At 46.5% G+C, this 15,352-nt stretch carries 6 protein-coding genes; 2 read left to right on the top strand and 4 right to left on the bottom strand.

Features of this window, described 5'->3' with window-relative positions; all coding sequences use genetic code 11:
- Positions 1-17: 17 nt before the first annotated feature.
- The 4 genes from BWI44_RS20995 to BWI44_RS20980 all read right to left on the bottom strand — a co-directional run bounded on the left by BWI44_RS20995 (position 18) and on the right by BWI44_RS20980 (position 11,576).
- Complete coding sequence (locus tag BWI44_RS20995; RefSeq protein WP_195209138.1) at positions 18-1,808, bottom strand: bacterial Ig-like domain-containing protein; 1,791 nt, start codon at positions 1,806-1,808, stop codon at positions 18-20.
- 29 nt (positions 1,809-1,837) lie between these two features.
- The gene (locus tag BWI44_RS20990) at positions 1,838-3,589 is read right to left on the bottom strand and encodes a RagB/SusD family nutrient uptake outer membrane protein (RefSeq protein ID WP_195209139.1); all 1,752 of its coding nucleotides are present in this window, start codon (positions 3,587-3,589) and stop codon (positions 1,838-1,840) included.
- 37 nt (positions 3,590-3,626) lie between these two features.
- A complete protein-coding gene (locus BWI44_RS20985; protein ID WP_195209140.1) occupies positions 3,627-6,821 on the bottom strand; it encodes a SusC/RagA family TonB-linked outer membrane protein in 3,195 nt (1,064 codons plus the stop codon).
- A gap of 483 nt (positions 6,822-7,304) precedes the next feature.
- A complete protein-coding gene (locus BWI44_RS20980) occupies positions 7,305-11,576 on the bottom strand; it encodes a hybrid sensor histidine kinase/response regulator transcription factor (protein ID WP_195209141.1) in 4,272 nt (1,423 codons plus the stop codon).
- A 177-nt stretch (positions 11,577-11,753) separates the two neighbouring features.
- On the opposite strand from BWI44_RS20980, the gene BWI44_RS20975 reads away from it, so the two are divergent.
- Entirely contained in the window at positions 11,754-13,241 is a 1,488-nt protein-coding gene (locus BWI44_RS20975) for an arabinan endo-1,5-alpha-L-arabinosidase (protein WP_195209142.1), read from the top strand.
- Positions 13,242-13,266: 25 nt separating this feature from the next.
- Positions 13,267-15,249, top strand: a complete 1,983-nt coding sequence (locus tag BWI44_RS20970; RefSeq protein WP_286816328.1) for an alpha-L-arabinofuranosidase family protein — start codon at positions 13,267-13,269, stop codon at positions 15,247-15,249.
- Positions 15,250-15,352: the final 103 nt, after the last annotated feature.

The raw sequence follows: 15,352 nt of genomic DNA, 5'->3' as shown, positions 1-15,352 counted from the left end.
AAAAATAATAGTTATTTTTATTCACTGAAGACGAGATGACAATTATCAACGGTCAATGCGAAGTTCAGATCACCGGAATCTACGGTATTGATACCTAAATAGTATTGGGTGGAGATTGTACCAGTAGTACTTTCCATAACTGCTTGAATGTCGGCGGTGCTATTGCCACAGTTCGTTATGTATACTGTGACTTTGGCTCCGTCCATACCGATAAGCCAAGTACCCCATTCGCCTTGTGTTCCGTTGTGAACACAGGCTGCATATCCATTACCCCAACCATAGTTGTCGGCGCGAACTACTGCGTATTCTGCAGTAATATCGGTTTTGCGAAGAACCACAGCGAAGTTGTTCCAATTGTTAGCCAGGCTGCTGTAATTGATGAAAGTGATGTACTTTGTTTCGCCTGCAGGTACGTTGAAATCATCCGAGAAAGCTCCCCAGAAAGCAGTTGAATTATCTTCGGCTCCTATCATACTGGTACTGTTACTCACTGCGGAAGCTGTGGATTCAGCAACAGTAACCTCTACCGTTGTAGAAACTTTTTCTCCGGTAGCGGGCGTAATCGTTACGATTTGCGAACCGGTCTTTACCGGGACAAGAGAGAAGTTGAGTTTTCCGTTGTCAACGACTCTTGAACTTCCGTTGGTGTAAGTTGCCGTTACCACCATATCTGTCGGGTCGAAAACCATAGTCCGCTCTGCCAAACCTTGAGTAGCTTCCGAGAGATGATAATAGTATTGTATGTGCGAAGGCGGAGTGGTCACTTCGAGTGCAACAATCTGCTCTACGACTTCAAACCTGGCATTTGCCACAATTGGTTGGTCGCAATTCTCGCCTTTGAAAGTCTTGTTGTATATAGCCACTAGACTTTTTACGCCGGGCTGCTCCATATCGGGAATGGCAGAGAGGTGAAGCTCAGAAGCCGATACCGTTTTGGTCACTCCCTCTTCAAAGGTAACGATGGCTGAGATGTTGGCCATAGCTGTTTCGAGCGTAGTACCGGCAATGACTTGGTCGGGTACATTCTGTAATTCCATGGATACCGGATTCTTGTCCAAAGCAGAAGTCAGGCCGCCAATCGGCTCAATGTTGGTCTGCTGGAAGTCGATGTAGGAACCTTCGGGTACCAGAAAGCAGCGGATATTGGTGTTGTTGGCATCGGCGTTCAGATTCTCTTCCTTATACGGCTGTGCATAAATCTTGGTAGCTGTGCCGTTAGTTATCTTCACGGAGAAAGCGTCTGCGCTGGTACGGTCTACGGTGAGTGTCACCTTGCCGCCCAATTTCTGTACATTGGGATCGGCATTGCTGCCGTCGGGATTGAGCAGCAGCGTGCTTGATATGTACTGGAAATTGATATGAGTACCCCACTGGGAGTTGTAGGCATCATGGTCGGCTGTATCGTCAAAGCGGATGGCTCCATACTCTACATAGCCTTCACCGCCACGGCCTACATCGTTGGTGAGGATTAGGGCAAAGTTCTTGTAATACGTATTGTCGGCTGGGTTAATGTGGAGATTGAGCACTGCATTCCATTTTTTTCCGTCGGGTATCACGTAGTATTTGGAGAATGCGCTCCAGAAACCGGAAGTGAAATCCGTGTTTCCGAAGGAGTATACATCTTCCAACATGCCTTCTAGCTCTTCGTCTTTCGGTTGTTGCTTGGAATCCTCAATTTCCTGTATCTTGTCGGAAATCCAGTCGGGAGCGTTTACGTCATAAAGGTCTCTATCTGTGCAGCTTGCCAAGGTCAGTAATCCAAAGACTGCGGAACAGCAAGCGTATGTTATTTTTTTCAATAATCTCATTGTTTTAAATTTAAAAGGTTTGATTGATGTTATTTGCTTAAATCTACCACCGGACGCACAGTCCAACCGTTGTCACGAAAATAAGAAGAGTTGTCCGTGCTATAGTTGGCGGAGTTGCCTTTCAGATTGGGGTTGTTGTTCATCAGTTGCTGCACGATGGGCAGGAATTCGTGTCCCGGCAAGTAGGTGTCGAACGAACTTTTCAGTTCTGGATTGCTGGCAATGTCGCTGTAGCTTACAGGCTCCTTTGTACCTTCTGTGGAACGGCGCACTACACTATGTTCTTTGAGTTGTTGCAGGCGGCCGTTGTCATAGAAGAAGCCCCAACGGATGAGGTCAAGACCTCTACCGAATTCACAACCGAACTCTTTGGGACGTTCCACGTTGGCTATCTGTTCAAAGAGCTTGTCGGCAGTGTTGAAATCTTCCAATTTCAAGTTAGCCAACTTGGCGCGGTTGCGTACTTCGTTAATCCAGTCGATGGCTTGTTGAGTAGGACCGTTGACTTCGTTTTCGCATTCAGCGGCACGCAGCAATACATCGGAATAGCGCATCAGACGCAGGTTGATACCATCGTGCAGACCTGTGACGACGGTGCTGTACAGACCGGTACGAAGATTGGTGAATTTGGCAATCGGCAGACCTCCGTAAGTGTTGTTGGTCACGATGTTGTCGGTAGCTGTCAGTTTTTGTGTATAAGCTACATTGCCGTATTCGAAGTCGGCCCAATCGTTTTCGTAGGTTCCGATAGTCCAATAGAGACGGGGATCGAGGGTACCGTTTACAGTATGCTCTGCTTTAAACAGATGGTAGAGCCAGGGGGAAGCGGAAATATCCGCCCAGCCACCATAGTTTCCGGGAGCAAAGTTGCTTTCAATGGCCGATCCTTGTGTGGCATTGGGGCTGGTATTCACCGGAGTCCACTCGTCATCGGTGCCTTGCGAATCGTAATCAAGGAACTGCACTTCAAAGAGACTTTCTGCGTTATTTTCGTAGGCAGGGCCTTCGCGGAAGTTGTCACCGTAGTTGTCCATCAGTCTGTAAGTGCCGTATTTTTGGGCGATGATGTCTTTCAGTATCGTGAGCGCATCGCTGTATTTATGACGTACCATAAGAGTGCGGGCGTAGTAACCGGCCGCGGCACCGCAGGTAGCGCGGCCACCGGCCCATTCACCACCTTTGTCACGCGAGGGCAACAACTCCATAGCCTCGTGGAAATCCTTTTCCACTTGGTCGAGTACTGCATCGTAAGTGCTGTTTCCGCCATACAGCCCTTCTAAGGAAGAGTAGGTCTCATACTCGGTGATGAGGGGCGGGTTCTGGTAATAGCCCACCAGATTGTAGTATGACAAACCGCGCAGGAAGAGCATCTGTCCTTTGATGTATTTCATCTTTTCGGAAAGTTGGTTGTTGTCTTCGTTGCAACGGGAAATGGCAAAGTTGCATACGTTGATGGTATAGTACCATTCGCGCCAAGGCCACCATGTTATGTCTGAGGTGACTTCTGCATTCAGGTCATCGAAAGGCAGGTACCATACTTGTGAAGAGTTCCAAGCTTCATCGCCGCGACACACGTCAATGGTGTAGCCTACGCGGGCGTATGAGCCTTCCATACGGATATGATTATAACCAGCGATGACGGATTCTTCCAAATCGTCGGCATTGAATCCGAAAGTGCTTGAGGTTTGCTGGTTGGGATTCAACAGATCCAATCTGTCTGTGCAGGAGGTCAGCGTGCCAAGTCCCAAAAGGAAAGCAAGTGAATATTTATTGAGTCTCATAAGATATGTTTTTTATTTAGGTATCAGATAATGACAATTAGAATGTAAAGTGAACACCACACATGAAAGTACGTGCAGTAGGATAGGAACAGAAGTTGTATCCCGGTGTGAAAGTTCCTCCGGCATAGTCTACATTATAGCCATGATAGCCGGTAAATGTGTGCAGATTCTGTGCTGACACGTAGAAACGTACATCGGATACATATTTCCCGAACCACTCGTTGGGGAAGTTGTAGCCCAGTTCTATATTGGCAATCTTCCAGTAGGCTGCGTTCTGAATCTTGCGTTGACTGAAGAGATCGTTCCAAGCCAGACTGGCATTGTTGGTCACATAGGTGCGTGGTACGTTGGATAGGTAAGTACTGCCGTCCTCGCTGAAGCGGTTGGCATCGAGCATATCCACCTCTTTGTTGATCCAGCCGTAGCAAGAGTGCAGCGAATTGTAGATGTCATCGCTTACGTGATAGTTCAAGGCACCGAAAGTGGCGATGCTCAGGTCGAAACGCTTGTACTCAAAGCGGGCATTCAGACCGAAATTAATTTTAGGCATACCGCTGCCCAATACTACTTGGTCTTCGGAGTCTATTCGGCCATCGTTGTTCACATCCCTGTAAAGACAGTCACCCACTTGAGCACCTTCCTGCGTAGCGTGGTTGGCAAGGTCTTCCTGCGTGCGGGCAATGCCTTCATAATCCCATCCGTAGAATTGTCCGATTTCCGAGCCTACTTTCGTGATGTATGCACCCGAGATGAAAGAGTTGGTGCCGAAACCTAACGAGGTCACTCGGTTACGAAGCGTACTGAGGTTACCTGAGATTTCATATTTGAAATCGTGATCACGGTTGCGGTAAGTGGCCGAGAATTCAAATCCGGAGTTGTTCATCGAAGCGGCGTTCATCGTTACTGTTGTGTTGGATACACCGGCTTGTTCCGGAACGGGGACGGCATACAGAAGGTCTTCACTGGTATTCTTGTACCATTCGGCTGTAAATTCCAAGCGGTTACGGAAAAAGGCGAGGTCGATACCTACGTTATAGGTCTTCTTTTTCTCCCAAGCCAGATTGTTGTCCACGAAAGTGGAGACGGCCGAACCGGTCACTACATTACCGTTGAAGTTGTAAGTCATATTGTTGCGCGACATGACGGCCTGATACATATATTCACCGATATTCTCGTTACCGAGTTCACCGTAGCTGGCACGCACTTTGAACATATTCACCACATCTGTGTTGAAAGGGAAGAAGTTCTCTTTGTCGAAACGCCATCCTAGAGAGATGGAGGGGAATGTTCCCCAGCGGATGTTTCTGGTCAGACGGGAACTGCCGTCACGGCGTACGGTGGCCGAAAGCAGGTATCTGTCATCGTAGTTGTAATTGATACGGCCGATGTAGGACAGGAGCGAATGTTTGTAGTCGTAGCTGCTGGAGTACGTGTTGGCTGCATTCTGTAGCTGGAGGAAGTAAGGCTCTGTAAAGTTGATACCCCATCCGGTCAGCTCTTCGGTGTCTTCTTCTTCATAGGTCTGACCGGCTACTACGTTGATGTGGTGTTTGCCTATTGTACCATCGTAAGTAAGCACGTTCTCTATCAGGGCATCCGAATAGTTGCGTGAACCCTTGGTCAGTCGTTCGTTGCTTTTGGCCAGATAGACGCGGTTGCTCTGTACCCATGCCGGAATCCAAGTGAAGTCTTTGCAGAAAGTCTTGCTGTAAGAGAGGTTCAGCTTGTAGTTCAGCTTGTGGTTCTTGCTGCTGATGCCCAGCATCTTGAAGAGATCCACATCTGCCGAAGCGGTTCCTACAAAACGGTCTACACGGGTGTTACGTTTCAGCAGGTTGTTGACCAACAAGGGGTTGGAGGCCGAGATGTCACCGTGCACGGTGTCGTAGTAGACACCGTAGCCGTAGGCATCGTAATGGAAGTTATTGGCGATTCCCACCAAGTTGTCGAGTACCCAGGTGGAAGAGTCGTATGCCTTGATGGTGGGCTGCATCAGTAAAGTACCGCGCAACACGTTGGTTACATCGCCATACAAACCTTGTACATATTCGGAAGCATTGGACAATCCCATATTGTCTTGGTCGGAGTGAGAGTAGACAAGACTGGTATTGAACTTGATGAATTTGGTTTCCATCGTATTGTTGACACGTGCGGTGTAGCGTTCATAGTTAGGACCGGCACCTTCGAGCGTTCCTTTTTGGTTGAAATAGTCCAAAGATATATTATAGGTATTGTGCGCACCACCACCGGCAAGGTTTACATTGTGGTTCTGGCGGATGCCTGTTTTGAATACTTCCTTAAACCAGTTGGTGTTGGTGTCGTCCTGGAAATGATATTTTCCGGTTGCGCTGTCCAATATGTATCCCGATGGCAACGGGGTATTGGAGTTGGCGCATGCCTGACTGAGGTAGTGGCTGTACTGGTCGGCATTCATCACATTGTACACACCTTCAGGGATGAAGTCTGTACCGAAATATCCGTTGTAGTCTACCTTCAGCGGTTGGTCTTTTTGTCCGCGTTTGGTGGTGATGATGATTACACCGTTGGCAGCACGCGAACCGTAGATGGCGGCAGCTGAAGCATCTTTCAGCACTTGGATGGTCTCAATATCATTGGAAGAGAAATCGCGGATGGTAGTTCCCATCGGAACACCGTCAATGACATAGAGAGGAGCGGTGCTGCCAAAGGAGCCGACACCACGGATGCGAACGGTCGGGTCGGCACCGGGTTGTCCGTCGGAAGTGATCTGTACACCAGACACCTTACCTTCAAGCATCGTGGAGATGTTGGAGTTGGAGGTCTGTTTCAAGGCTTCCGCATCTACTACGGCTACGGAACCCGTCAAGTCCGATTTCTTTTGTGTACCATAACCCACAACAACTACCTGTTCCAATAGGTGTTCATCGGATTTCAGCTGGACGGGTTCGAGGATGGCACGGTTGCGGACAGCCACTTCACGTTCCTTATAGCCTACATAGCTGATTACAAGGCTAGCGTTTCCGGCCACTTCCAACTGGAAGTTACCGTCTAGGTCGGTAATGGTACCGCCTTGTCCACCTTTAATTTTGACGGTGGCCCCCGCTAAGGGGTCACCTTGCTCGTCGATTACTTGGCCACGAACCTTGATGGTCGGAGATTGTGCCACGGTAGCCATTGCTGGTGTGGAATACACAGCCATGCTGCCGAAGGAACACAAACTAAGCATTACAGAAAAGAATAGATGTTTCCTCATTTTTCTAAGTATTAAGGTTGTTTTATAAAAAAAATTAGATTATTGCATATTGAGGTTGACGCAATGACATGCGTTCTAAGATAGGTTTTTTGGAAATTGTTTTTCATACTATTAGAATTTAAAATTAAAGATTCGATGCAAAGCTTCTTTCCCGAAAGATTTATCACTAATCGCACGACAAAAGTAGGGCTTGTACAGAAAGTAGGGGTGGACAAATGAGTTTTAGAGGTGGATAAACGGCGTTTTAAGTGTAAAATATACGTTTTATTGCGTTTTCTGACAGATGCTTTGTTTTAATATTTTTCTAACTTGATGAGTGAGATTCATGCTATCAGATGATGATAGGATACTCCCCTCTCAGAATGTCTTATGAAGGGGTATCTCAGTCGTATACAAAGATACCCTAAGTATAAAACCTATTCAGCACCGTTCTTAAAAGGGTCTGTAAACAGCATACTTATAGGTTCTTTTTGTTGAAATTTTCTATTCTTCTTGATTGAGCAGTGCGCTGGGGGTCGTATTGAAGTATTTGGTGAAGCAGCGGGTGAAGTATTTAGGATCGTTGAATCCTACTTCATAGGCAATTTCAGCAATGTTCATGCTTTTGCTTTCTCGGTTCTTCAGCAGCAGTTCGCGGGCGATGTTCAGGCGGTAGTTGCGTATGAATTGTCCGGCCGATTGTCCGATGAGGCTTTGCAGTTTTTTGTTCAGCAGGCTCTTGCTGACACCTGCCGCTTCGCAAAAGTCACCGACCTCAAAATAGGAATTCTTGTAGTTCTCTTTGACAACTTCCATGATGTGGTTGAGGAACTTCTTGTCACCCGACTCTTCTTCCATATTCAGGGTTTCCACATCCATCGCTATGGCAAATTTCTTCTGATAGCGCTTGCGGTTCTCCAAAATGTTCTCTATGCGGGTCAGCAGCAGCGTTTCATTAAAAGGCTTCAGCAGGTATTCGTCTACTCCCGTGCGGTAACTTTCCAGCCGTGACTCCGGTGAGGTCTTGGCGGTGAGCATCAGGAAAGGAATGTGGGAGATGGCAAAGTTTTCCTTTACTTGACGAGACAGTTCAATGCCGTCCATGACGGGCATCATCAAGTCGCTGATGATAAAGTCTACCGCATAGGTGTTCAATATACTTAAAGCCTCTTCACCGTGTGCCGCTTCGAGCACATTGTATTTGTCTCGCAGGATGGAACGGATGTATCCGCGCATATCGGCATTGTCTTCTACGACCAGAATCGTCAGCACTTTTCCGGTGCTTGGGGGTATGGGTGCTGTTTTGTTGGCAACGGCCGGTTGCGGAAGGACTTCGGTAGCAGTTCCTGTTGTATTGCTTTCCGGAGTTACCGGCAGGAGGATGCGCAGTGAGCAGCCGGAGGCGTGGTTGTTCTGCGCATGGATTTCACCGCCGTGCATCTGTACGATGCGTTTGCACAAGTAGAGCCCGATGCCGCTTCCCGCCTGCCCGTACATTGGATATTTGGTTTGTCCTTGCGACTGGTAGAAACGGTTGAATATCTTGCTGATGTCCTCTTCGGGAATACCGCTTCCGGTATCGCTGATACAAATGTAGAGCGTGGATTTTTCATTGGTGTCCGTGGGCAGCAAGGCAATGAAGATGGATACGTTTCCGCCATTGGGCGTGAATTTGATGGCATTGCTCAGCAGGTTGGTCAAAACCTTGTGCATCGCTTCTTCGTCATAGGGTATTTCCGGCAAAGGCATCCGGTAATAACGCTTTAAGGTAATGTTTCTTTCTTGGGCAAAGACTTCGAAAGGCACAATCAGCTCGTTGACGAATTTCAGGAAATTGTTTTTCGTTTTCGATATCTCCAGTTTGCCCGATTCCACTTTTCGGAAGTCCATCAGCTGATTGACCAGCGACAGCAGGTATTTGGAGTTTCGTTCCACAAAATGAAGCTGTTCAATGACTTGCGGATTGTAGCTTAGCTTCAATGCACGTTCTATAGGACCGATAATCAGAGTAATCGGAGTGCGGAATTCGTGTGTGATATTGGTGAAGAATGCAATCTTATCCAACGTAAGCTCTTGTATTTTGTGTGTCATTTTGGCGAGTTGTGTCTTTTGCTGCGTAATTTTTTCGTTCTGTTGCTTCAACATCTGATTTTGGCGCGACAGTTCTTCGGTCTTCTCCTCCAGCAGCTGCTTTTGCATTTTCAGTTCATGGGTACGTTGTTCCACCTTTTGGTGCAGCCTTTCTTTTTGCTCTTTCAGGTTTCGTATGCGCCATTGGTAGAATTGCCAGACGAGAAATGTTATAAGAATGATAACCAGGAGCGTGAACCATGCCGTCTTGTAGAAGTAGGGGAGGATGGTAATTTGAAGTTCCGTTATCTCTTCTTCTTGGTTTTCGGCAGGGTTGTAGGGCGTATATTTCACTTGCAGTGTATAGTTGTCCGGAGACAGGTTGGTATAGGTGGCAAAACGCCGGTTGTCGGGCACGTGTATCCAGCGGTTGTCGAAGCCGAGTAGCCGGTAGCTGTAAGTGGCAGTATGATTGGCTTCGTAATTAAGTGCGGAAAATTCCAGAGAGAAAGATTTCTCACGTTCGTGGATGCAGATTTCCTTGCTTACAGCGATGTCCTGTGGCAGGTATTCATTGCCGGGGAAGATCTCTTCATTAGCTATTTTCAAACGGGTGAACCGTACGTGCGAGGCCTGGGAGGGAACAGTGGGTAGCCTGCTGTCTATGGCAACCAAGCCGGCTACCGTGCCAAAGTAGAGCTTGTTGTCGGGAGAACGGTAAGAGGCATTCAGATAGAATTGGGTATCGGCAAGCCCATCCTGCCAGTTGTAGTTGACGAAACGCTCTTCTGCGGGATGAAAGTGAGACAGCCCGTTGTTGGTTGCTATCCAAAGGTACCCTTTCTCATCTTCCAGAATGCCGCGGACGCTGTTGCCGGGTAGTCCGTCCTGGGGGCTATAGCAGATGAATTGCTCTTTTCCATACTCGTTCTGTATACGCTTGTAGAGACCGTAACCGTTGCTTCCCAACCATATTGTGCCGTCTTTGGCTTCGCAGAGGCAAATAATTTTTTCTATCAGTCCGGAAGAAGGGTTGTCCAACTTGTATTTCAGATGGCGGTATTGGAATGAACTACCGGTAGAAGAGGTAGAGCGGGAGTGGAGGTCGATGATATAGACACCGTCCAGACAGCCTATCCATAATTGCCCGTCTTTGTCTATGATAGAACCGATGCAACCGCGTATCTTTTCAGCGGCTTGGTTGGCGAACGGTGACTGTAGTTGCTTATGTTTCAGGTCGTAGAAGTAGATTCCATGATTGGCGCCAATCCACATGACACTGTTTATGGAATCGTAGGTCAATGCTCCGATAAAGTTTATAAGGTAGTTGTCGGGATTTTCGGCTGTGATGACCTCTATTGGGTGTTGTGGGTGTTGTGGGTCGATAAGGTTAATGCCGCCACCCCAGGTTCCGACCCATAGTCTTCTTTGCTCATCGGCAGTGATGGCGCTTACCGAGTTGTGTGTGAGCGAACCACTTTCGTGCGTATAATGTATAAAGTTGTCGCTTCCGGCCACTTTTTTGTTCAATCCTCCTTCCACTGTGCCTACCCATAGGTTGCCATCGTGGTCTTCATAGATGGTGTTCACCGGATTGTGAGAGATAGTTTGAGGGTTTTTGTTGTCGTGCAGGTAGTTCTGTACTGACAGGCGTTTGACACTTATTTTGTTGATGCCGCCACTTTCAGTGCCCACCCAGATATGATTTCCTTCTACTGTGATGCAGTTGATGAAATTACTGTTCAGCAGTCTGCTTCCGGTATTGGATGCCTGGTCGTTGATACGTTCAAAGTTGTCTTTGATGGGGTTGTAGACGTTGATGCCTTTCAGACTGGCAATCAGTAATTGCTTGTCGTTGGTTACGGCAAGGCAAGTCAGGAAGTTTTGTGAGAGAGAGTTCGGGTCATCGGGGATATGCACGTATTGTTTTACCATATTTTTGTTCTTGTTGTATCGGAACAATCCTTTGTCGGTGGTAATCCATATTTCATTTTCTTTGGCAATAAAGTCTGTGAAAGAGATATCCGGAGCAAAACTAAGGCAGTCTGCAATCGGTGTCTTTTCCAGTTCGCCTTTTGGGGTTATTCCCACTTTGTAAAGTTGGCCTTTGGTACCTATCCATATTTTCCCCTCGTTTTCCACATCCTTGAAGTAGATGTCATATCGGTGAGGATTGGGAATTTCTATCGAATGGATACTTTTTATTATTCCGTTGTCGTGGAAAGCAATGTGGTGCAGGTTACTACCACAATACAGCCAGATGCATCCGTTGGCATCTTGTGTGACCATAAAAGCTGGTTGCCGAATGAGTTCTTCCAGTTTCTTATTGGGATCATAGGGTAGTATGGATTGCATGGTTGCTAGGTCAATAATATCCGTACCTCCTTCCGATACAACCCAAAGACGTTGGAAGTTATCTTCGTGGACTTTGCGTATGAAATTGCTTTTAAGTCGGCAATGTGGGGTGGCTAGGGTGAAGTTAATGAATTCGTAGCCGTCATATCTGGATAGTCCGCCACCCGACATTGAAATCCAAAGGAAGCCTTGGCGATCCTTGTATATATCATCGACAAAGTTGTTGGGAAGCCCTTCATTCATTGTTATATAGATTGCATTATATCGATTGGTAAAAGACTCTTGCGCTTGCAAGAAAGCGGGGCTTACTAAAGCGATATATAGATAAATAAGATAGAAAAACTTATGCATTGTTTTATCATTTGGTATTAGCACAAGCAAAGTTAATAGATTACTTGTGATGGTCGTAAAAAGTTTACGATCTTTTTTGTAAGTTGGAGGATTGTCCACCTTAAAAGGTCATATCTCCACCTCTACAGTTTCAGACGTGGCGTACATTTGCATTATAATTTTTAATTAGCTGGTATTATGAAAAAATTGTTATGCGTAGTTGCACTGTCCTTGGGAACTTTGTTTATCGGTTGTGATTCTCCGGTTTTTGCTCCTGTGGTTTCGCCCAATCCTTGGCAGGATGACTATTCGGTTTTGTCTTCTATGGACAATTACCGCTCATGGGGAACTTACAATGTACACGATCCGTCGTGTCGCAAACTGGGCGACTATTATTATATGTATTCCACGGATGCCATCTTCCGGGAAAATCGTAAAGAAGCAAAAGAAAAGGGTGTGCCTTTGGGCTTTATTCAGATGCGCCGTTCCAAAGATCTGGTGAATTGGGAATTTCTGGGTTGGGCATTGCCCGAGATTCCGCAGGAAGCGGTAGAGTGGGTACGCTCTCATGCAGGAGGGCATGGGGCGACAAATATCTGGGCGCCTTATATCATTCCTTATAATAATAAGTATAGATTGTATTACTGTGTTTCAGCGTTTGGACGAAAGACTTCCTATATCGGATTGGCAGAATCAGATTCGCCCGAAGGTCCTTGGACGTTGGCCGGGTGTGCTGCTAAGACAGATGATACGACAGCCATGAATGCTATTGATCCCACTATTACTGTAGATCCTTCAAATGGTAAGTGGTGGATGCATTACGGTTCATTCTTCGGTGGTCTGTATTGTGTGGAACTGAATCCGGAAACCGGTCTTCCTATGCTGGATGGTGACAGAGGACATCTGGTAGCCCGTCGCGCCAATTATAAAAAGGATAATCTGGAAGCTCCGGAAATTATCTATAATCCGGATTTGAAAGAATACTATCTGTTTGTATCCTATGATCCGTTGATGACAACCTACAATGTACGTGTAGGACGTTCAGACAAAGCGGAAGGACCGTTCATTGATTACTTCGGAAAAGAGCTGAAAGATACGACGAATAACTTTCCTATCCTGACAGCTCCTTACCGTTTCAAGAACCATCCGGGTTGGGCGGGCACAGCGCATTGTGCTGTATTCACTTCAGATGACGGACAATATTTCATGGCTCATCAGGGACGCTTGTCACCGCAAAACCAGATGATGGATCTCCATGTGCGACAAGTCTTTTTTACTAAAGACGGATGGCCTGTCGTATCGCCTGAACGTTATGCTGGTAGTAATTCCCGGGAGTTCTCTGCGGTAGATTTAGTGGGCGAGTGGGAAATTATCCGTGTACAGGAACCTCTGTATGAACGCAAACTGGAAGCCGGACAGATATTGTGGGGTGAAGGTGAACTACAAGATGAAGAATGGAACATGTCCCACCTCTTATATCTGGAGAAAGATGGAAAGTTAGGAGAAGATCAAGGAACCTGGGATTTTGCCAAAGAAGACCAATCCTTACAACTGACACTCAATGGAGAAGTGGTGAAGAACCTGATTGTGTTTGCAGGGCACGACTGGGAGAATGAAACGGAAACTGTCCTCTTTACAGGGCTGGATAGCCGTGGGCGCTCCGTATGGGGAAAAAGAACTAAATAACCAATTATAATTTTATTTTAAAATCATGAAAAGATACACTGGATTATTAGCGGCGCTGATACTTACCACAGGTATGGCGCTTCAGGCACAAACCAATGAGTTTGTGATACAAACCAAGAAACTGGGCGCAGAGATTCAGCCTACTATGTATGGGTTGTTCTTTGAGGATATCAACTATGCCGCTGACGGCGGACTTTATGCCGAGTTAGTGAAGAACCGTTCGTTTGAGTTCCCACAACATCTGATGGGATGGAAAACCTTTGGTAATGTAACGCTTCAAGATGACGGTCCTTTTGAAAGGAATCCGCACTATGTCCGTTTGGCTGACCCGGGCCATCCGCATAAGCATACGGGATTGGATAATGAAGGTTTCTTCGGTATCGGTGTAAAAGCAGGAGAGGAGTATCGCTTCTCTGTTTGGGCACGTTTGCCCCAAGGCGGAACATCCGAAAAAATCCGTATTGAACTTGTAGATACTAAATCTATGGGTGAGCACCATGCTTTTGCTACTGAGACATTGACGGTTGATTCGAAAGAATGGAAAAAGTATCAGGTTATCCTAAAACCAGGTATAACTGATCCGAAGGCGACTCTTCGTATTTTCCTTGCATCAAAGGGTACGGTTGATTTGGAGCATGTCTCTCTTTTCCCGGTCGATACCTGGAAGGGACATGAGAATGGTTTGCGTAAAGACCTTGCGCAAGCTTTGGCTGATATCAAGCCGGGTGTGTTCCGCTTTCCCGGTGGATGTATTGTAGAAGGGACAGATTTAGCTACACGCTATGACTGGAAGAAGTCTGTAGGTCCGGTAGAGAACCGCCCGTTGAATGAGAACCGTTGGGAATATACTTTCCCGCATCGTTTCTATCCCGATTATTTCCAAAGCTACGGATTGGGATTCTTTGAATTCTTCCAGCTTTCGGAGGAAATAGGAGCAGAGCCGCTTCCTGTGTTGAGTTGTGGTCTGTCTTGCCAGTTCCAGAATTCTGATGCAGAGGCACATGTGGCTGTTTGCGATTTGGATAGCTATGTGCAGGATGCTCTTGATCTGATTGAATTTGCCAATGGTGATGTGACAACAAAGTGGGGAAAACTTCGTGCAGATATGGGACACCCTGCACCGTTCAACCTGAAGTTCATTGGTATTGGTAACGAACAATGGGGACCGGAATATCCTGAACATCTCGAACCATTTATTAAAGCTATCCGTAAAGTTTATCCCGATATCAAGATTATCGGAAGTTCGGGGCCTGATTCTGAAGGAAAGCAGTTTGAATATTTGTGGCCGGAAATGAAGCGTTTGAAAGTGGATCTGGTGGATGAACATTTCTATCGTCCTGAGAACTGGTTCCTGAATCAGGGAACACGTTATGATAACTATGACCGTAAAGGTCCGAAAGTATTCGCCGGTGAATATGCTTGTCATGGTAAAGGTAAGAAGTGGAACCATTTCAACGCTGCCTTGCTTGAAGCTGCTTTTATGACGGGGTTGGAACGTAATGCCGATATTGTACACATGGCTACTTATGCTCCTCTGTTTGCTCATGTGGAAGGATGGCAGTGGCGTCCAGATATGATCTGGTTTGATAATCTGAACTCGGTACGTACTGTAAGTTACTATGTCCAGCAACTCTACGGGCACCATAAAGGCACCAATGTACTTTCCCTTACTATGGATAAAAAGCCTGTAGCAGGTACTGAGGGACAGAATGGCTTGTTTGCAAGTGCTGTTTATGATAAGGATAAAAAAGAGATTATAGTGAAAGTGGCCAATACTTCCGATAAAGCTCGGCCCTTATCATTGAAGTTTGAAGGATTGAAGAAGCAAGATGTATTGTCTGACGGTCGTTGTATAAAGCTGCGTTCAGCTAATCCCAATAAAGATAATACGATTGAACAGCCATCTGCTATTCAGCCCCAGGAAATTCCGGTTTCTATTGACGGACAGGTACTGGAGGTAGAGCTTGAACCCAATACATTTGCTGTCTACATTTTTAAGAAAGGATGAAATTAATGAATAAAGTTAGGTTAGGCTAGTTAATTAGCTTATTTGAAAAAGGCTGAAAAGAGAAGGGCGTCTCCCCGTGATGGGAAGACGCCCTTTTAAATTG

The organism is Bacteroides sp. Phil13, assembly GCF_001940965.1.
Classification (GTDB): Bacteria; Bacteroidota; Bacteroidia; order Bacteroidales; family Bacteroidaceae; genus Bacteroides; species Bacteroides intestinalis.
This window is presented reverse-complemented; position numbering and strand designations above follow the sequence as displayed.